This is a genomic window from Mesorhizobium sp., from assembly GCF_017306585.1.
Taxonomy (GTDB): Bacteria; Pseudomonadota; Alphaproteobacteria; order Rhizobiales; family Rhizobiaceae; genus Mesorhizobium.
In genome coordinates, this window is sequence record NZ_JAFKIC010000164.1 from 1 (window position 1) to 19525 (window position 19525).

At 59.1% G+C, this 19525-nt stretch carries 17 protein-coding genes; 13 read left to right on the forward strand and 4 right to left on the reverse strand.

Features of this window, described 5'->3' with window-relative positions:
* From J0I79_RS19095 to J0I79_RS19105, 3 genes are all read right to left on the reverse strand, one after another.
* Positions 1-731 (reverse strand): nucleotide sugar dehydrogenase (locus J0I79_RS19095; protein ID WP_292862192.1); only part of this gene is annotated, 731 nt, incomplete at its 3' end.
* 40 nt (positions 732-771) lie between these two features.
* Positions 772-2049: a sugar transferase gene (locus J0I79_RS19100; protein WP_292862195.1), complete on the reverse strand. Its 1278-nt coding sequence runs from the start codon at positions 2047-2049 to the stop codon at positions 772-774.
* Positions 2050-2453: 404 nt separating this feature from the next.
* A complete protein-coding gene (locus J0I79_RS19105) occupies positions 2454-3044 on the reverse strand; it encodes a biotin transporter BioY (RefSeq protein WP_292862198.1) in 591 nt (196 codons plus the stop codon).
* A 129-nt stretch (positions 3045-3173) separates the two neighbouring features.
* Here J0I79_RS19105 and J0I79_RS19110 point away from each other — a divergent pair, with 129 nt between their 5' ends.
* The 13 genes from J0I79_RS19110 to rfbD all read left to right on the forward strand — a co-directional run bounded on the left by J0I79_RS19110 (position 3174) and on the right by rfbD (position 17022).
* Positions 3174-4079 (forward strand): MBL fold metallo-hydrolase, encoded by a 906-nt coding sequence (locus J0I79_RS19110; RefSeq protein WP_292862201.1) that lies wholly within the window; start codon positions 3174-3176, stop codon positions 4077-4079.
* A gap of 19 nt (positions 4080-4098) precedes the next feature.
* Entirely contained in the window at positions 4099-5352 is a 1254-nt protein-coding gene (locus tag J0I79_RS19115; RefSeq protein WP_292862205.1) for a glycosyltransferase family 4 protein, read from the forward strand.
* 372 nt (positions 5353-5724) lie between these two features.
* Positions 5725-6216, forward strand: coding sequence for a hypothetical protein (locus J0I79_RS19120; RefSeq protein ID WP_292862208.1), 492 nt, complete (start codon positions 5725-5727; stop codon positions 6214-6216).
* A 100-nt stretch (positions 6217-6316) separates the two neighbouring features.
* Positions 6317-6862 (forward strand): hypothetical protein, encoded by a 546-nt coding sequence (locus tag J0I79_RS19125; protein WP_292862211.1) that lies wholly within the window; start codon positions 6317-6319, stop codon positions 6860-6862.
* 33 nt (positions 6863-6895) lie between these two features.
* On the forward strand, positions 6896-7795 hold the full coding sequence (locus tag J0I79_RS19130; RefSeq protein ID WP_292862214.1) for a CpsB/CapC family capsule biosynthesis tyrosine phosphatase: 900 nt from the start codon (positions 6896-6898) through the stop codon (positions 7793-7795).
* Positions 7795-8568 (forward strand): polysaccharide biosynthesis/export family protein, encoded by a 774-nt coding sequence (locus J0I79_RS19135; RefSeq protein WP_292862216.1) that lies wholly within the window; start codon positions 7795-7797, stop codon positions 8566-8568. The genes J0I79_RS19130 and J0I79_RS19135 overlap by 1 nt, the downstream gene beginning before the upstream one ends.
* A gap of 51 nt (positions 8569-8619) precedes the next feature.
* The gene (locus tag J0I79_RS19140) at positions 8620-10998 is read left to right on the forward strand and encodes a polysaccharide biosynthesis tyrosine autokinase (protein ID WP_292862219.1); all 2379 of its coding nucleotides are present in this window, start codon (positions 8620-8622) and stop codon (positions 10996-10998) included.
* Positions 10999-11041: 43 nt separating this feature from the next.
* A complete protein-coding gene (locus tag J0I79_RS19145; RefSeq protein ID WP_292862274.1) occupies positions 11042-12145 on the forward strand; it encodes a hypothetical protein in 1104 nt (367 codons plus the stop codon).
* Entirely contained in the window at positions 12142-13482 is a 1341-nt protein-coding gene (locus J0I79_RS19150) for an O-antigen ligase family protein (RefSeq protein WP_292862222.1), read from the forward strand. Before J0I79_RS19145 ends, J0I79_RS19150 begins: the two co-directional genes overlap by 4 nt.
* A gap of 117 nt (positions 13483-13599) precedes the next feature.
* Entirely contained in the window at positions 13600-14481 is an 882-nt protein-coding gene (gene rfbA / locus J0I79_RS19155; RefSeq protein ID WP_292862225.1) for a glucose-1-phosphate thymidylyltransferase RfbA, read from the forward strand.
* Positions 14482-15036, forward strand: a complete 555-nt coding sequence (rfbC, locus tag J0I79_RS19160; RefSeq protein ID WP_292862228.1) for a dTDP-4-dehydrorhamnose 3,5-epimerase — start codon at positions 14482-14484, stop codon at positions 15034-15036.
* A gap of 43 nt (positions 15037-15079) precedes the next feature.
* Positions 15080-16150, forward strand: coding sequence for a dTDP-glucose 4,6-dehydratase (gene rfbB, locus J0I79_RS19165; RefSeq protein ID WP_292862231.1), 1071 nt, complete (start codon positions 15080-15082; stop codon positions 16148-16150).
* The gene (gene rfbD, locus J0I79_RS19170) at positions 16147-17022 is read left to right on the forward strand and encodes a dTDP-4-dehydrorhamnose reductase (RefSeq protein WP_292862234.1); all 876 of its coding nucleotides are present in this window, start codon (positions 16147-16149) and stop codon (positions 17020-17022) included. The genes rfbB and rfbD overlap by 4 nt, the downstream gene beginning before the upstream one ends.
* Positions 17023-17125: 103 nt before the next feature.
* Here rfbD and J0I79_RS19175 read toward each other — a convergent pair whose 3' ends face one another.
* Entirely contained in the window at positions 17126-19243 is a 2118-nt protein-coding gene (locus J0I79_RS19175; protein ID WP_292862237.1) for a glycosyltransferase, read from the reverse strand.
* Positions 19244-19525: the final 282 nt, after the last annotated feature.

A 19525-nucleotide genomic window follows, 5' to 3' on the forward strand; every position in this document is an offset into this window, starting at 1 on the left:
GTGCCGGCGGCCTCCAGCACTTCAGTCGTATCGATGCCGAGCTTGCCGAAGATCAGCGACAGCTCGTTCATCAGCGCGATGTTCAAGTCGCGCTGCGTGTTCTCGATGACCTTGGCCGCCTCTGCGACGGCGATGCTGGAGGCGCGATGCGTGCCCGCCGGCACGATCGAGGCATAGAGCGCGTCGATGGCTTCGGCTGCCTCCGGCATCGAACCGCTGGTGACTTTGACGATCGTCTGCAGCCTGTGCTCTCGGTCGCCCGGATTGATGCGTTCGGGACTGTAGCCAAGGAAGAAACCGCTGTTGTAGCGCAGCCCCGAATGTTTCTCGATCAAGGGTGCGCATATCTCTTCGGTGCAGCCGGGGTAGACGGTCGATTCGAAGATCACGACCGCGCCTGCGGATATGACCTCGCCGACGGTCGTCGATGCCATGACCAGCGGCCGCAGGTCCGGCCGGTTGGCCCTGTCGATCGGCGTCGGGACCGTCACGATGAAGACGCCGCAATCGCGCAGGTCTGCCTTGTCCGTGGTAAAGCTGAGCCGCGTCGCGGCGGCGATCTCTTCGCGGCTCGCTTCAAGCGTGTGGTCCTCGCCCCGGCGCAGCGCGTCCACCCGCGCCTGGCTGATGTCGAAACCAACAACGTCCCTGGTGGCGCCGAAAGCCACTGCCAGCGGCAGGCCGACATAGCCAAGCCCGATGATCGCTATCTTGCTGGAGGCGAGATCCATTTCGTCCCTGTAATCGCAATAAGAAAAGGCAGCCGATCTGTTATCGCGAGCCAAATCCGGTAATCATTGTCTTTATGGTCCTGAGAACGATCAATACATCGAGCCAGGGTGAAAAGTTTTTTATGTAATAGAAATCGTAGTGCAGCTTCTCCATGACATCGTCGACAGCCGCGACATGCCCCTGGTTTACTTGAGCCCAGCCGCTGACACCCGGCCTGACGATATGCCTGTAGCGGTAGAAGGGAAGCTCGGCCTCATACCACTTGGACAGCACGACGGCTTCGGGGCGCGGCCCGATCCAGCTCATTTCGCCGCGCAGGATATTGATGGCCTGCGGCAACTCGTCGATCCGGTATTTGCGCAAGACACGTCCCACCCGAGTGATGCGGCTGTCGTCGCGCTGGGTAATCGCTTTGTCCTTCTCGCCGCCGGCATCCGAGCCGGCTCTCATCGATCGGAACTTGTAAACGGTGTAGATCTTGCCCCGGTACCCCATGCGTTGCTGGCAAAACAGGACCGGGCCCTTCGAATCGAGCCGGATGAGCAGGGCTATCAGTGCCAGGATGGGGGAGAAAATCACCACCAGGACAAGCGCCGAAATCCAGTCGGCGGCCTGCTTGATCTTGAGGTAGGCCTGGTTCGGATTGAGCGAGCCCAGTGTGTTTTCCGACAGATGCTCGATTTCGACGCGGCCGGTCAGCGATTCGCTGATCTGCTTGACATGGTAGACCGGTGTTCCCGACAGGGCGCGATCGGCGATGTATCGCTCCCATTCGTCGCCGAGGTTCGCGCGCAGGTCGGCGACCACCCCATTCGCCTTTTCGATGATGGTGGCAGGCGACTTGATCCAGAACCAGTGCACGCCCTGCAGCGCCCGGAGGCGATCGACGTCGCCGCCGGGAACGACGACGAGCCGGTAGGGATCGAGACGGCGCGTCATCAGGCTGAGGCCGAAATACCAGAGCGTCGACTGCGTGAAACTGGCCGCGGCCTGAAACCGGCTGTATTCGAAGCGAAAGAAGAAGATCGTCAGAAAGACGACGCCGTAGGTGAGCGCGAATGTCGGCAGGATGTAACTTGCGGCTGCCACGCCCGGGAAGTTTCCGATGCGGCGATAGGCAAGGAAACCGGTCAGATGTGCAATCACCGCGGCGGCGACCGTTACCTGTAGATTGGTCGAATAGACAACCTCGGGATTGAAGCCAATCCGGATGATTGCCGGCGCGATGATCGCAAAGGTCAGTCCGCCGACAAGTTGAAATCGAATTCTGAACAGGAAGTGCCGACTTCCCACGATAGTTGATGTCGCGACATTCAACTTCTTCCCCTTTCCACCTTCCCCCGAAGGTGCCAGTGTCGGCCGTTGCCACTACACTTGGTCTAGCCACTCATTCGCAAAGCGAATCGGGCCTTTCGCCATTGGCGATTCGAATCAATCGAAGATCAAGGGCTACGATAGAGCGGCTACACTATCAAGTATCTGTTCAACTGCAAAAGTTGGTGGCGTTGCTGATCAGCGGCATTGGTCAGCTCCGCTTAAAGCGGCGACCGGCACCGGCTTACTGTCTATGATAAAAAATGCCTGGGATATCCAGGGTGATATAGACGCAATATCTTAGGAAATGGATCGGGTGATCGGTCAAATCCGGCCGGCGGCGTGCGGCGACGGGATCGAACGGCCGGGTTTCCGGCCCGGAATATTCCGGGCCGGATGGTCCAGTCTCAGGAGCGCTTCAGCAGCGACCATGCCGCCGGCACCAGGGTTGCGGCCAGCGCCACCTTGATCAGATCGCCGACGATGAACGGCACAACGCCGAACTGCCAGGATTTTTCCGAGCCGATCAGCAGTGCCAGCCAGCCGAAACCCATCGCCATCATCACCACCTCGGCAACCAGCATCGCATTGAAAAGCTTGATCGGATGGCGATCCCAGCCGCGATCGGCCGCCCAGCCGACAATCGCCGCCATGACCACGAAGCCAGCGAGGTAGCCGCCGGTCGAGCCAAGCATATAGGCGATGCCGACACCTTTTTCCGGCGTGCCCTGGAAGACCGGGAAGCCCATCGCACCTTCGGCCATGTAAAGCAGCAGCGTGGCGACACCCAGGCGCATCCCGAAAGCGGCGGCGATCAGGAAGACGGCGAGCGTCTGCATCGAGATGTCGACGGGTCCGAGGACCACCTTGGTCTTGGCCGACAGGGTCAGCAGCAGCGTTCCGGCGAGAGCCAGGAAAAGCTGGGTTGCCAGCCGCGCCGCGCCTTCCTGCGGCAAAGCCAGAGAAACAAGCGGGCGCATCGTGGTTGCAGTTGCCATGGTCTTCCCCAATCCGGTTTGCCGCGACACGATAATCGCGGTCTGAACGTTTTCCTATATTGGCTTGCGTGCTATGCGGCAATCGGTTTTGCCGCTCCAGGAACAATGCGCCGACGTGGTTCGAAAGACATGGCTCTGAAATTCGATACCAGCTTCGATCCAGCCTACGGCCAAGGTGTGAACGTGGCAGCGAACGTCCAGCGCGTCACGGCCCGCAATCCCAGTCCCTTCACCTTCCACGGCACCAACAGCTACGTGGTGGGGCGTGACACGCTGGCCGTGATCGATCCAGGGCCCGATGACGAGGCGCATCTTCAGACCTTGCTCGACATTATCGGGGGCAGGCCGGTCAGCCATGTCTTCGTCAGTCATACGCATCGCGATCATTCCCCGCTGGCCGCCCGGTTGAGGGAGCGCACCGGCGCGGTCGTTCTGGCGGAGGGGCCACACAGGCCGGCAAGGCCATTGCGTGTCGGCGAGACCAATTCTCTCGACGCCAGCGCCGACGCCACATTCGTTCCCGACATCGCGCTGCCCGATGGGGAACTCGTCGCCGGCGATGGTTGGGCGATCCGCACGGTCCTGACGCCCGGGCACACCGCCAACCATGCGGCATTCGCGCTGGAAGGAACCGGCATCCTGTTCTCGGCGGATCATGTCATGGGCTGGGCAACCTCCATCGTGGCGCCGCCGGACGGAGCGATGGCCGACTATATGGCATCCCTCGACAAGCTGATCGAGCGCGGCGACCGCCTGCTCTTGCCCGGCCACGGCGGACCAGTGACGGCGCCGCGCAACTTCATGCGCGGGTTGAAAACGCATCGCAGGATGCGCGAACGCGCCATCCTGGAGCGGGTGAGGGCCGGCGACAGGACGATTCCCGCCATGGTCAAGGCGATCTACCGTGACACCGATCCGCGCCTGCATGGAGCAGCCGGCCTCTCGGTCCTGGCTCATCTCGAGGATCTGGTGGCGCGCAATCTTGTCGTGACCGATGCCGCGCCGGCCATCGATGGCATTTTTATGCCGGGCTGATCACAATGTCGGGGAGAAGATGGCTATCTTGAGCGGGCGGGGCGCTCATCGAGAGGTCTTGCGGCTGTTCGAGATTTTGGGGACAGGCGCCGTGCTGCCACGGACGCGGCGGGGAGCGAAGGGGTGGGGAGTGGTATCCGAAGCTGGGAAAAAGATAGTCATCTCGATCAACACGTCGTGGAATGTCGTCAATTTCCGTAAAGGCCTCATCGAGGCCATGCGCGGGCAAGGCTATGATGTCGTCGTGGCCGCGCCAAAGGACGAGTATTCCTCGGTGCTGCCAAGTCTGGGCTGCCGATATGTCCAGATCGAAATGGATAATTCCGGCACCTCGCCGGCTCGCGACCTGATGCTGCTATGGCGCTACTGGCGCATTCTGCGCCGCGAGAAGCCAAGTGTGTTTGTCGGCTTCACCATCAAGCCGAATGTGTTCGGGTCGATGGCGGCGAACCTCAACGGCATTCCGGTCATCAACAATGTTTCGGGGCTCGGTACGGTATTCGTCCGGGGCGGCCTTCTTCAGAAAATTGCCAGGACCCTGTACCGGCTGGCACTGGCTCGTTCGAAGGTGGTTTTCTTTCAAAACCACGACGACAGGATGCTGTTCGTCGGCGGGCATCTGGTCCGCGAGGAACAGACCGCATTGTTGCCCGGCTCCGGCGTCGACCTCACGCGTTTTTCACCGTCGTCCCGTGATAAGCCGAGGTCGGATACGGTCATCTTTCTGCTCGTGGCGAGGCTTCTCTGGGACAAGGGCGTCGGGGAGTTCATCGAGGCGGCCCGTCTGGTCAGCCGCAAGCTGCCTGCCGTACGTTTCCAACTCCTCGGTTTTCTCGATGTCGAGAACCGCACGGCGGTCGGCCGCGCGCAGGTCGAGCAATGGGTGAAGGAGGGGGTGGTCGAGTATCTGGGCGCCACCGACGACGTTCGTCCCTTCCTGGACATAGCCGATTGTGTCGTTCTGCCTTCTTATCGGGAGGGCACGCCGCGCTCGTTGCTCGAGGCAGCCGCGATGGGCAAGCCGCTGATCGCAACCGATGTGCCTGGCTGCAGGGAGGTGGTGGCCGATGGCGTCAACGGCCTGCTTTGCAAAGTGAGGGACGCGGACGACTTGGCCGACCGCATCACAGAGTTCGCGATGATGGATGGTGCGTCCAGGGACAGAATGGGAGTTGAGAGCCGGAAAAAGGTCGAACGGCAGTTCTCGGAACGGATCGTCATCGAGAAATACCTCGAGCAGATCGAAAGGCTCGGTTCGAATCGCACGGGATGACCCGCGTCAGGTCCTTATCGGCCTGGCAAGCGTCGCTATGCTGGCTGCCCATCGCGCGTCGCGTATCTGACCGCGTACAAAACTCGCAATCGCGGTTGCAAGGTCATTCAGCCTCGATCAAGTCGCGTTGGAAACAGTTACGGTGGAAGGCAGCCCCGATTTCTATTTGGAGGATCGGAAATTCGAGCCCCGATAGTTAGGATTGCTCATACCCAATCGCTAAAATAACGTGTTTCGAAGCGCCCGCCGTGGGTCAAAAATCTTGCCCCCATGCGAAACGGGTTGGAATTGTGGCAAAAAACTGTTACGCGCTGAGATCACGATCTTTTGATTTGGGATGTCGAAGCTGGCTTTGAGGGAAGGGCGGAACGAATGGATCTCATCGTTAGGACCGTGGCCGCCGGGTTTGTCGTTTCAGTCGGTTTCGGTTCGGTGTCCGCGTTTGCTCAGGAGGCTTCGTGCAGTTGCGCCACCGCCTATCATGGTCCGGCGAACCCGATCGGTTCCATTCGGGCCGCCGACGGTGACGTGATGGTTTCGCAGGCTACCGGCTACGGTCCGGCCAAGGCCGGCAACGTGCTTGATTTCGGCAGCCGTGTCGTGGTGGGGCCAAGGGGGTCGGCTTCCGTGGCCGTCGGCGGGTGCGGCATCGAGGTTTCGGCGAATTCGAGCCTGGATATTTCGCGTGTCGAGGGCAACGTCTGCCTCAAGCTGGTGGGCTCGGAGCAGACCGCGGCCATCCAGCCGTCTGGGGGCGACGCCGCCGGTGGGTTTGGTCCGCCGGAGGGTATTTTCGCCGGGGCGCTGCTTGCAACCGGCGTGCTCGCCGCGACACAGGACGACGATAATGCGGTCAGCCGCTGACGCCTTTGGCGGTTGCGGTGATGAATTGGCCCAGCAGTTGCGGCGGGGTTTGGTGCTGGGTTCGTTAACCATATCGGTTTATTACTTGTTGAAATAGTGCGTGAGCGATCCCAAGGCGGCGGGGTCGCTGATTTTCGAAGGGGCGGAAATGAAGGGTTGTTATCGGGCAGGGGTAGCTCTTGCTTTTGTGTCGTGCGTCGTGGGAGGCACGTTGCTTGCAACAGCCGGTGCTTTTGCACAGGCGCAGGCTTGTTCCTGCCTCGCCGCCGTGCCGGCATCCGGCGGTGCGATCGGTCAGTTGACGCAAGTTCAGGGCGATGTCCAGATGTCGCAGGCCAGCGGCTACGCCGGGGTCGGCGCGGAAGCGCCGGTATATCCCGGCGCCCGCATCATGACGGGGCCGCGCGCGTCGGCTTCGCTCGTTGTCGGCGCGGATTGCGCGCTCATGATTCCAGCCAACATGACGGTGAAGGTCGATCCGGTGGATGGCGGCATGTGCGTGTCGCTCGAGGCTCCGCAGGCGGCTGTCGCGCCGGCCGGCTCCGACCCCGGCGTCTTGCCTGTGCTGCTGGGCGTTGGCGCCGCTGGCGGCGCCGCGGCTCTTATCATTGGCCTGCAGGATGATGACGACGCTGTAAGCCGATAGCCGGGTTTTGGCGTCCGCTGTTTTGTAAAGCTTGTGAATGCGTCATTCCGCCATCCCGCGGGTGGCGCATTTGTTTTTTTCGGGGTCCCGCCGCGTGCGGCCCGCGCACAGCCAGAAGCAACAATGATCGACCTGCACTCCCACATTCTGCCCGGTCTCGACGATGGTTCCTCCAGCCTGGCTCTCTCAATCGAGATGGCGCGGTTGGCGGTAGCCGACGGCACGACGCATATGGCCTGCACGCCGCACATCATGCCGGGCGTCTATGAAAACGTCGCCACCAACATCGTTCAGGCGGTCCAGGTCCTGGAGCAGGCGCTTCTCGACGCCGGCATCCCGCTTGCCCTGTTCGTCGGCGCCGATGTCCATGTCGCCCCCGATCTTCCGGAACGCTTGAAACTCGGCAAGATACCGACCTTGAACCGGTCGCGCTATTTCCTGTTCGAGCCGCCGCATCACATCCTGCCGCCACGACTCGAGGATCTCGCCTCCCGCCTCATCGGCGCCGGCTATGTTCCCATCCTTACCCATCCCGAACGTTTGACCTGGATCAGGTCGAGCTACGACGTTGTCGAGCGTTTGAACGCACTGGGCTGCCTTATCCAACTCACCGCGGATTCGATCGTAGGAGCCTTTGGCCGTACGGCCCTTTATTATTCCGAGAAGCTGCTCGACGAGGGCAGGGTGGACATCGTCGCCTCCGACGCCCACGGCGTGTCCCGCCGCAAACCCGGACTCGCCCAGGCTGTTGTCGCCATCGCAAACCGGTGTGGAGAAGATGAAGCCTACAATATGGCGGTGAAGCGCCCGGGAGCGATATTGCAGGATCAGTTGCTCCAGCCCGTTGGAAAAATGAGTGCGAAGAAGTCGAGTGCCAGCAATACAGGCCGTTTTGGCGGATTGGGGCGGCTGTTCAAGAGCGGGGCTCTCTGATGGGCATTTTCGATCTTGCCAGAAACAATGCAGGCGTGCCGGCGCTTGCGGCATTGCTTGTGCTTTCTGCCTGCGCAAGTTCGACTTCGACGTCATCGACGGGCTCCGTGGATGCCCTGCAACCGACGTCGTCTCCAACGGCATTGGCCGGTGGCGGCGCGCTGCAGGTGGTCAAGGATCTGCCAGCTCCGCAGAACACCCAGAATGGCAGTGAGCAGCCTCTATCCGCCAACGACGTGCTCGAAGTCAGCGTGTTTCAGGTCGACAATCTGAACAGGACCGTTCAGGTCGATGCGAGTGGGCAGATCTCCCTTCCGCTCATCGGCACATTGACCGCGGCCGGCAAGACCGTTCGCCAGCTCGAGACTGAAATCGAGACCGCCTATGGCGCCAAGTATCTGCAGTCGCCGGATGTCACCATCTTCGTCAAGGAATCGGTCGGACAGCGCATTACGGTCGACGGCGAAGTCAACAGGGCCGGCATCTATCCGGTCTCCAGCAGCGCTTCGCTGTTGGATGCGATCGCTCTTGCCGGCGGCTTCAATGCCGTCGGCGATGCCGGCAAGGTTTTCGTCTATCGCAATGTTGGCCACAACAAGCTGGTGGCGAATTACAATGTCGAGGCGATCCGCGCCGGCAAGAATCGCAACCCGCGCATTTACGGCGGCGACGTGGTTGTTGTCTTCGCTTCGAAATCGAAAATCGCGATGAACAATCTGAAGGATGCCCTGGGCCTCGCTTCGAGCGCGGCCCGCATTGCGGTCATTCCGTAGCGAAGGCTCCGGCCGGCCAGGATATGGACAAACCCAGGATCACCTCGCGTCATGCTCGATCGCAACAGGCAGCCCCAAATTGCCGGCCCCGGATATGGTCAAGCCCTGTCCGCCGAACCCTATTACGAGGGGGCTCAGAGCTACAGTCCTTACGGCCGTGACTATGCCGCGCAAGATGAGGGCTTCAATCCGCTCAGGCTGCTTTTCTATGTCGTCCAGTACCGCTGGCTGATCGTCATGATGGCTATGGCCGGCCTCGTCGCGGGCGTCATCGTGACGATGATGCAGACGCCGAAATATCAGGCAACGACACAACTGGAGGTGCTTGTTCCCTCGGCAAAGGTTTTCCAGGACATCGAGGTGGTCTCCGAAAACAGTGACGTGCGCGCCTTCCTGACTGCCCGTGAAAAACTGAAGAGCAGGGCCTTGGCGCAACGCGTCGTGTTTCAGCTCGGGCTTGCCGAAAGGCCGGACTTCCTGTTTCCGACGCCGAGTTTTTCGCTCGGCAATATCGTCTATCGCGCATTCGGAATTTCCAAATCGCCTTCGATCCAGGAAAAGACGCCTGAAGAGCGCGAGGCCATGGCGATCAAGCGCGTCCTCGATGATCTGACGGTCAATCTTGTGACCAACACCAGTCTCTTGTCGATCACCTTCGTCGACCAGAAGCCCAAATATGCAAGCGATGTCGCCAACCAGGTTGCCCAGAGCTTTATCGATCAGCGCGTGGATCAGACCAGCGAGACATCGGATCTGGCGAGGCAGTTCATCCAGGAGCAGGTGCTCCAGGTCAAACAGAAGCTGCAGACATCCGAGGAGGCCCTCGTCGCCTATGCCAAGGATGCGGGCATCACCGTTACCGGCAACGACAAATCGCTGATCGGGTCCAATATCGAGGCCCTCAACACGGCGCTCGCCACAGCGATCCAGGACCGTCTGGATACCGGCCGTGTGGTGGACCAGATAGACAAGGGCCGCGGGGCGAGTCTCGGTCCGGTCCTGGAGAGCGAAGGTCTGCAAAAGCTCAGTGAAAAACTGGCGGATCTCAGCGGCCAATATCAGCAGAAGCTGACCATCCTGAAGCCCGGCTTTCCGGAAATGCAGCAACTGCAATTGCAGATCAAAGAGCTGCAGCGGCTCTACAACAATGGCGTGCTGGCGATCACCGATTCATTGCGGTTGAAGTACCAGGAAGCGCAGAACAAGGAAGCCGACCTCAGGGCCAAGCTCGCGGAGCTGGAAAAACAGCAGGTCGTCTTCAACGACAAGAACATCAAATACACCATCCTCAAGCGGGAGGTCGATTCCAACCGGTCGCAATATGACAGCCTGATCTCAAAGCTGAACGAAGTCGGGGTCAGCTCCGAGCTCAAGACGCAAAACGCCGCGATCGTCGATTTCGCGAGCTTGCCGACGATCCCGTATTCTCCAAGCCTCAGTCTCAATCTCGCGATTGCGCTGGCGCTCTTCATGGCTCTGAGCACGTCGATCATCTACGTCGTCGAGCTGCTGAACAATACCTTCACCAATCCCGAGCAGATCGAGAAGGAACTCGGCCTGGCCATGCTCGGCATCCTGCCGCTTGTCGATGACCGGGAACTGGTCGCCAGCATCACCGACCAGAAATCGGGACTTTCGGAAGCCTACCGTTCACTGCGGACCTCGTTGCAGTTCTCCGGCGCCGAAGGCGCGCCGCGTTCGCTGCTGGTGACCAGTTCCGAACCCTCGGAAGGCAAATCGACCACCTCGTTCAAGCTGGGCCAGGATTTCGCCGCGCTGGGCGCCAAGGTGCTGCTCGTCGACGGCGACCTGCGCAAGCCGAACCTGCATCGGCTGTTCGGCCTCGACAATGCGATCGGACTGAGCAACCTCCTGACGAACACCGTTCGCAAGGAGGATCTGGCCGGCATCTTCAGGGCAACGAAATTCCCCAACGTGACCGTTTTGACATCCGGCACGATCCCGCCCAATCCGGCTGACCTGCTCTCTTCGCCCAAAATGGCGCTGATCATCACCAACCTCGGCAAACGCTTCGATCTGATCATCATCGATGCCCCGCCGGTGGTCGGCCTTTCGGACGCCCCCATCCTCAGCCGCCTCGCGGAAGGCACGCTGATGGTCATTTCCACCAACCAGGTAACGCGCAAGTCAGCCAAGACCGCACTGAAACGTCTGCGGGCAGCCGGCGCAAACGTGATCGGGGCCGCGATGTCGAAATTCTCGGTGAACAAGTTCGACCACAACTACGCCTACAAATACATGAATTACGAATATTACGACTACGGCACGAGCACCCCGAAAATTGAGGGCAAAGTCGATGACGGAGCAGGCCAGCCCGCGCATGCAAAATCTTCTGCGTTCAAGCGTTTGGCTCGTCGCCTCCGTTCTGGTGTTGGTAGCTTCGTCGATCGGGCTAAGTCGGCTTCTTGAGACTGGAACTCCAAACGTCTCACTGGCACTGAATCCGTTGAACGTGGACGCCTTGATCGGCGAAATCACCGGCGAACTGAATCAGGCCAATGATGGCTCCGATCTCGACGCACTGGCCGCCAAGACCGGCAGAGCGCTTCGTTTCAATGTCGCGGATGCCCGTCTCTATAGTTTGATCGGAGAAATCAGGTACCGGCAGGGCGAGACGGACGAGGCTTTCAGGCTCTTTGACCGGGCGCGAACGCTGTCCAAGACAGAGATACACGCTTTGCAGAGGTCCATTGATCGTTCTGTCAGGGCGGGCGACCTGGCAAGAGCCGTGGGCGAGATTGATATCCTGTTGCGCCGCTGGCCCGATCAGTTTGCGGTCGTGGCCGCGGGCTGGCCGGCCATCCTTGCCAACGCCGAGGGATATCAAGCCGTATTGGCGGCCATCCGGTCGGAGGCACCGTGGCGGAGCAAGCTTTTCGCGAGCCTTGGCCAAAATCCGCGGGGCCTGGCGGGGGCGAATCAACTGCTGCTTGATCTTGCCGGGTCGGACACGCCGCCAACATCGAAGGAATTGTCCGCCGTCATCAACGGGTACATCAAACAGAAGCAATATGGACCGGCCTACAGGTTGTTCATTTTCAGCCTGTCCGAACACGAACGCAAACTCGGGGGCTACATTTTCAATGGCGGTTTCGACCCGGGCGTAAGCGGCAAACCGTTCGACTGGGTCGTACATGACCGGTCGGGCCTGGAAATCACCTTCGCCGGATCGCGCGATGCGGGCGAAAGCGACCGCGGAGCGACGCTTCGATTTTTGAACACCCCGGTCAAGAACGCGGCGCTTCAGCAATATATCCAGCTGCCCGCCGGCTCCTACAGGATTTCCATGAACGCGTCGGCGACAAATCTGAGGCTGCCGAAGGGATTGTTCTGGTCCCTCAGATGCATCGATCCTTCGCTCGAAATAGCGCGCTTCAACATACCGGAAGGCACGTTCAACCGGCGAAGCCTCAGCCTGGATTTCACGGTCGGGCCGGCTGTTTGCCCGATACAGTCGCTCCGGCTGGAAACAGAAGCAATCGCCCAGAGTTGGCGGTTTCGATATGTCGGGACGCTGGTCATGCACAAATTGAGCATTGAAAGGGTGTCGTCGTGAGAGAGAGCTCGCGGCGGTCCGCGGAATGGGACAAGTATCTGCTCGGATCAATCCTCTTTCTGTCCCTGCTCATCGGTGGCGGCACCGCCAGCGGCCTCTATACCGAGACCCTGATCGAGATATCGGCGATCGTCTCGGCCGCGGCCATACTTTCGCGCGCATCGCAGCAGGCAATCCCTCGCGCTGTCTTGTGGTTGCTGGCTCTCGTGCTCGCAATGTTCTGTTTTCAGCTCATCCCGCTGCCCGCGGCGCTGCTGGACGGACTGCGGCCCAACGTGTTGCTGGCGGATTCATGGCTCGACGGCGAAACCCGCTTGCGCTTCGTCAGTGTCGGGGTCGGGCGCACGGTCGAGTGCTTGCTGTATTTCGCCGCGGCCGCGGCATTCTTCCTCAGCGTCCTGCGCCTGCGCGCGGATCAGGTCTATGGCCTCCTCCCGTTCTTCTTCATGGGGGTAATCTGCAATGGCCTCGCGGCGGCAATTCAGTATTCGCTCTCGGATACGGTTGCCATAGAGGGGCTGTTGCCATTCACCATCAACGCCGGCCTCTTCGCCAACCAGAATCACTTCTCGGCCCTGCTGTTCGTCTCCATTCCCTTCGTCGTCTACCACGGCCTGTTTCGCGGGCACCTCCTATCGGGCGCGCTCGGCCTGGCGACGCTCTTGCTGCTTCTCCTGGCGGCCGGTTCGCGCGCGGGTATCCTGATCGGCCTGGCGATTACCGTGATATCCGTCGTCTTCTTGTCCGCGCGCTCCAGGATCGGTGGATATGGTGTCCTCGCGGCCTTCATCGCTCTTTCGATCTATACGATGGGCGCCTGGACAAAGATCGACGCGAAAGCGGTCGATCCGGCATTCGGAAGGGCCGAGTTTGCGCGAACCACGGTCGAGGCAATTGAATACAATTGGGCGACAGGCGTTGGCTTCGGCGCCTTTCCAAAGGTTTATCAGATTTATGAAAAAGGAGGTATGATATTTAAATCATATGTAAATCACGCGCATAATGATTATCTGGAGATTGTTCTCGAAGGAGGAGTTTTTTCTGCTGTTTTGATTTTTCTATATATAACATATCTGCTTTATATTCTTGTGAGGGCGGGAATGGGCTCCCTCCAGAAATCAGCCTTTCTGTCGGTGTCGTTTCTGCTTGTTCACTGCCTTGTCGACTATCCCCTGCGAACCGCGGCGCTTGCGATGACGTTTGCCTATCTGAATGCTATCGTCTTCCACAAAGGTTTTGCCGAACGGCCGAGCCAAAGGAGCGTGCCGGTCAGGACCGGCTACCATGATGATGACGACTTGCTTGTTCCCGCCAGGGTCGCCGCCGCGCCAGGATAGGATTTCCCGGCAGCGGGCTGGCCACGGTTTGTCGCAAGCCGCATTGACAAGCCATTGTATGAAACCTAAGCACAGCCAGTCAGGGCTGGGGAGCTTCGGCATGTCAAGGAGAGCTTCTTGAAAGGAATTATCCTTGCCGGAGGCAGTGGAACACGTCTTTATCCACTAACATTAGCAGTCTCTAAGCAAATTCTGCCGATATACGACAAGCCGATGATCTATTATCCGCTGAGCGTATTGATGCTCGCCGGGATTCGCGAGATTTTGATCATCTCGACACCGCGTGACCTGCCGGTATTCCGTGAGCTGCTTGGCGATGGATCGGAGTTCGGGCTTACGCTTTCCTATGCCGAGCAACCACAGCCCAATGGGCTTGCCGAAGCCTTCATCATTGGTCGCGACTTCATCGGCAAGGACAGCGTGTCGATGATCCTTGGCGACAACATCTATTTTGGCGACGGGCTGTCGCAGCTTTGCCGGACGGCCGCGTCGCGCGAGACGGGCGCTTCGGTGTTCGCCTATCATGTCGAGGACCCCGAACGCTATGGCGTGGTTTCGTTCGACAAGGTGACGGGAACCGCCCTGACAATCGAGGAAAAGCCGCAAAAGCCGAAGTCCAGCTGGGCTGTTACCGGGCTTTACTTCTATGACAATGACGTCGTCGACATCGCCTCGACCATCCGGCCTTCCGCGCGCGGTGAACTCGAGATCACAGCGGTGAACAATGTCTATCTCGAACGCGGCCAGCTTCACGTTCACCGGTTGGGGCGCGGCTATGCCTGGCTCGACACCGGCACCCATGACAGCCTGAACGACGCCTCCTCGTTCGTGCGCACCATCGAGCACCGCCAGGGCATCAAGATCGCCTGCCCGGAGGAGATCGCCCTGGAGCAGGGTTGGCTGACGGCCGACAAGGTGCTGGAGCGCGCAGCGCGCCTGGGAAAGAACGAGTACGCCGCCTATCTGCGCCGGCGCGTCGCCGACCTGTCGGAGGGCTAGGTGCTGGAGGTGAGACCCCTTGGTATCGACGGCGTGCTGGAAATCATTCCCAAACGCCACGGCGATGCGCGCGGCTTCTTCATGGAGACCTACAATGCCGAGCGCTTTTCGCAGGCCGGCATCGATCTGACCTTCGTGCAGGACAATCATTCCTACTCCGCCGCTGCCGGTGTGCTGCGCGGGCTTCACTACCAGCTCGCGCCACGCGCCCAGGACAAGCTGCTGCGCGTCATCCGCGGCAGCATTCTCGACATCGCGGTCGATATCCGCCGCGCCTCGAAGAGCTTTGGAAAATGGGTCGCCCTCGAAGTATCTGCCGAAAAGGGCAACCAGATCCTGGTGCCGAAAGGCTTCGCGCATGGTTTCGTCACCCTCGTGCCCGACACCGAGGTCCTGTACAAGGTGACGGACACCTATTCGCCCGAACATGACCGGTCGATCCGCTTCGACGACCCGGCAATCGGCATCGAGTGGCCATCCCTGGCCGGCGGTTTCCAGCTGTCGGACAAGGATCTCAAGGCGCCGGCGCTGGCCGCCGCCGAGGTGTTCGCCTGATGGTTGTCGTCGAAAGCGGGGCATGGGTCGTGAGGGCAGCGGCATGAATTTTCTGGTGACGGGCGGTGCCGGCTTCATCGGTTCGGCGGTGTGCAGGCATCTGTGCGCAAATCCGGCCTATCGGGTGACCAATCTCGACAAGCTGACCTATGCCGGCAACCTGGCCTCGCTGCGGCCGATCGAGAACGCCCATAATTACAGCTTCGCCCAGGCCGACATCTGCGACGAGAAGGCGGTGCTCGACCTGCTGCGCCGCGACGATATCGACATTGTCATGAACCTCGCCGCAGAAAGCCATGTCGACCGTTCGATCGACGGGCCCGGCGCCTTCATCGAGACCAACATCGTCGGCACCTACAAGATGCTCAACGCCGCGCTCGAATACTGGCGCGGCCTTTCCGACGACAGGAAGAGCCGGTTCCGCTTCCATCACGTCTCAACCGACGAGGTGTTCGGCGACCTGCCATTCGACGGCGGCATGTTCGTGGAGGAGACCCCTTACGCGCCATCCTCGCCCTATTCGGCCTCCAAGGCCGCCTCGGACCATCTTGTGCGCGCCTGGCACGAAACCTACGGCCTGCCGGTCGTGCTTTCGAACTGCTCGAACAATTACGGACCCTATCATTTCCCCGAAAAGCTGATCCCGCTGGTCATCCTCAACGCGCTCGACGAAAAGCCGCTGCCGGTCTACGGCGCCGGCGCCAATGTGCGCGACTGGCTGTTCGTCGAGGATCATGCGCGCGCGCTGGAACTGGTCGCCACCAAAGGGCACCCGGGCGAGAGCTACAATGTCGGCGGCAATTCGGAGCGCACCAACCTCGCCGTCGTCGAGACGATCTGCGATCTGCTCGACGCCAGGCGTCCGCGCGCCGGCGGCAAGCGCTACCGCGACCTGATCTCCTTCGTCACCGATCGCCCCGGCCACGACCGCCGCTATGCCATCGACGCCTCCAAGATCGGCCGCGAGCTCGGCTGGGCGCCGAGGGAGAATTTCGACAGCGGCCTGGCGCGGACGGTGGACTGGTTCCTCGACAACAAATGGTGGTGGGGGCCGATCCGCGAACAGCGCTATGCCGGCGAAAGGCTGGGCGAGGCCCGCAAGGTGGGCGCGTGAGACTGCTTGTCACCGGACGCGAGGGGCAGGTCGCCGCAAGCCTTCTGGAGGCCGGCCGGGAGAAGGCCGGCATCGAGCTTGTCGCCATCGGCCGCCCCGAGCTCGACCTGGCACGACCCGAGACCGTCATCGAGGCCATTGCCGCCGCCAGGCCCGATATCGTCGTCTCGGCCGCCGCCTACACGGCTGTCGATCAGGCCGAGGATGAGCCTGAACTCGCCTTTGCCGTCAACGCGGTCGGCGCCGGCAAGGTGGCGCAGGCCGCCGGGCGTCTCGGCATTCCCGTAATCCATCTTTCGACCGACTATGTCTTCGATGGCAAAAAGGCCGGCGCCTATGTCGAGACCGACGCGACCGGGCCGATCGGCGTCTACGGCGCCTCCAAGCTTGCCGGTGAACAGGCCGTGGTCGCGGCCAATCCCCGCCACCTCATCCTGCGCACCGCATGGGTCTACAGCCCTTTCGGCAGGAATTTCGCCAAGACCATGCTGCGGCTGGCAGCCGACCGCGACGAGATCTCGGTGGTCTCGGATCAATGGGGAAATCCGACATCGGCGCTTGATATCGCCGAGGCGATCCTGCATGCGGCGGCGATACTGCATCGCAACAAGACCTTCGCCGGGTTCGGCGCCTACCATCTGGCCGGCACGGGCGAAACCAACTGGAGCGGCTTTGCCCGTCACATCCTCGACACAAGTCTGAAGTTTGGTGGCCCCTGGGCGCGGGTACGGGATATCGAGACGATGGACTATCCGACCAAGGCGCGCCGCCCCGCCAATTCCAGGCTTTCCAGCGCGAAATTCGCGGATGCGTTCGCATGGACGGCGCCGGACTGGCGGGAGTCGGCGGAGCGGGTGGTGCGATGGATCTAAAATCTAGGTTAACCAAGACCTTGTTTATCTCTCGCCTCAGGCAATCCCTACTCGCCGAAGCTCACTCTATACTCTCCATAACAGGAGAGGCTTCTTCAAAAGACTATCTGCGCCGCGCCAGCAGCCAAAGTGCTGGTCTGACTGTCAGGTGATCTAAGTGAGCTGCACGAAGTAAAGCAGCCGTTCTTGACAAAAAACTCTTAAGCCTGGGGTACGGTGCCAGAAGAACGGATATGCTGTCAGATTGAACGACGGCTCGCGCCAGTAGTTTCTTTAGGTCGGATCGATGTTGAACAACGCCCGCACTAAACAAGAGAGCATCAAGCATCCTGTCTAGCCTCAGTGCGTGCGAGTCTCGGCGAAAATTATCGAATAGAAGACTTCTGGATGCCGGATTTGTTCGGTTGTAGTAGTAGTATATATCGGGATAAAGGAAGATAGTGTTTTTTGTGTCAAAAACTATCTGGGCCGTCATTAGCCAATCTTCGTCATGGTGAAGCTCTCCAGGTGCCACAAAGTCAACTTTTGAAAGCGTTTCCTTCCGCGACACGATTCCTACATGCGTGAAATTCTCAAATAATACGGTCGCTGCGGTAGGGGGTGATGGCATCCAAGAGTGTTTTTCTATCCCAAAACATTTCATTGCTCCGCACGTTACATCAATAAATTTATTGATGGACATTGATAGTAGAATTCTCTCCAAAGCCTGAATATCAATGTAGTCATCAGCGTCGACGAATGCAATGAAATCGTAGGACGCCGCAACAAGGCCTTTGAGTCGTGCAATCGAAGGGCCGCCAAAAGGCTGGTCTGTAAAAATAAGCTTTATATGTCCGTTGGTAGCAAGTGAATTCAAGCGATCTAAATGTTCAGGTTTTGATCCATCATCAATTACAACAATTTCGATTTCGCCGATCCGGTCAACATAGTTGTGGTTCGACATTGCTAGGGATTCTACATTTTCAGAATCGTTCAAATGCGGGACAATTATGGAGCACCCGCTATGTTGCCTTATACTTGGCGCGGGGGATTCATGTAAGTTCTGATACCGCTGCGCTATATCTTCATTGATAGAGGAAACCGTGTCAGAGATGTCATGCCGAGCAAATGATTTGTCGGTTAGCCATCTCAGCGCCTCCGCGTAGCTGCCTAGCCGACGCGGATCAAATGGCTGTACCCATGGAAATTTTGATCCGATTTCCGCCATGCACCCGCTTGATGAGACTAGTGTGGGTCGTTGGAGATGCAGCGTTTCCAAAAGCGCATTAGGAAAATTTTCGAACCGCGACGGAAAAATGAAGGCGTCCATATTCTGGATGGAAGTGTTCAATTCGGCTTGCGGTAATCGCCCATAAAAGGAGAACCTTTCGGAGAGTTCTGGCGGTATAATTCCCTCCAGATAGCTTCTCATAGACGCCCCATGGGCGGTGTCTGTATCTCCCCCAAACACATGAAACCTGAAGGACCGAAACGCTGGGTCATAAGCGCATCGAGAGAAGCCCTTAATAAGAAGGTCCCACCCCTTACGCCATTCAAGACGTCCGATACACCCCACGTTGAATTCGGTGGGCGTGCCGGTGGCGGGAGGCGTCTTGACTGGCAGCGAAAATGTTGGAAAGGGGTGCCAAATTTTCTTCAGCTTTGGAAGAATTATCGATAATTCCTTTGGACTGAGGTATGACAGAACGCGATCTCGCATGGAGTCGCCACCGTAAAGTACAATATCTGACGCAAGAAGGGCGTCTTTCTCTGCTCTGCAGACACGGTCATCACCTATGTAGTATTGGTTCAGCTCATTGTCGTCATGAAGCATGAAATGAGGAGAGTGAAGTCGAATGGCTGTAAAATGGATTGGAAGTAGGCCATAAACTTTGCCAAAGTTAACAAAGTACCCCTCTGCCCCATAGTCAGGTGTTTCGAAGAGGCGGAAAGAATTTCCATTATCGCAGAAAATTCTAACTGCGGTAAACAATGAGTGCGCGTACCGGAGCTCGCTGCTGTTGATGTTGTTGAATATATCCGTGGGTTGCAGAGGTACGTGGACCACTGTTACTGAGGAAGGCACCGCCGTGGTGTCTGAATCTTCCGGAACAAAAACGGCAAGTTTAAGCCCTTTCTTTGCAAGGTTATCGACCAGGAGCCGTGTATAGGTTCCTATTCCTCCAGTTACCAAAGATAGAGGCTCTCTACATGTAATTCCGAGATCAAACTCTATTGTCATTTTCTACAACTGTTTTGGCTATGACGAGGTGTTGCTGTGTGTATCTTGTCAAGATTGCTTATCATTCAACTTTTATGTCTAATTTTAGCGCTTGCTTGAGGGGTTGTGGCGTCCCGGTTGCAGGATAGATCGAATTCGTGTCGGTCAGTCAAGCCTATTGAGGCTGCCTTACGCGGCGACCTAGTGAGAAGGGGCATTGGACTGCAAGGCTGGTCGCGCCATGTGTCGTGCCGAGTGCTAATGGATCGTGTTTTATCGAGCGCCCAGTCTCAAGATCCAATT

Bases quoted from the DNA above. Each gene is read 5' to 3' on its own strand.
- J0I79_RS19105 (WP_292862198.1), bottom strand. From the start codon at position 3,044: ATGGCAACTGCAACCACGATGCGCCCGCTTGTTTCTCTGGCTTTGCCG.
- J0I79_RS19140 (WP_292862219.1), top strand. From the start codon at position 8,620: ATGCTCGATCGCAACAGGCAGCCCCAAATTGCCGGCCCCGGATATGGT.
- J0I79_RS19110 (WP_292862201.1), top strand. From the start codon at position 3,174: ATGGCTCTGAAATTCGATACCAGCTTCGATCCAGCCTACGGCCAAGGT.
- J0I79_RS19115 (WP_292862205.1), top strand. From the start codon at position 4,099: ATGGCTATCTTGAGCGGGCGGGGCGCTCATCGAGAGGTCTTGCGGCTG.
- J0I79_RS19135 (WP_292862216.1), top strand. From the start codon at position 7,795: ATGGGCATTTTCGATCTTGCCAGAAACAATGCAGGCGTGCCGGCGCTT.
- J0I79_RS19120 (WP_292862208.1), top strand. From the start codon at position 5,725: ATGGATCTCATCGTTAGGACCGTGGCCGCCGGGTTTGTCGTTTCAGTC.
- J0I79_RS19175 (WP_292862237.1), bottom strand. From the start codon at position 19,243: ATGACAATAGAGTTTGATCTCGGAATTACATGTAGAGAGCCTCTATCT.
- rfbB (WP_292862231.1), top strand. From the start codon at position 15,080: ATGAATTTTCTGGTGACGGGCGGTGCCGGCTTCATCGGTTCGGCGGTG.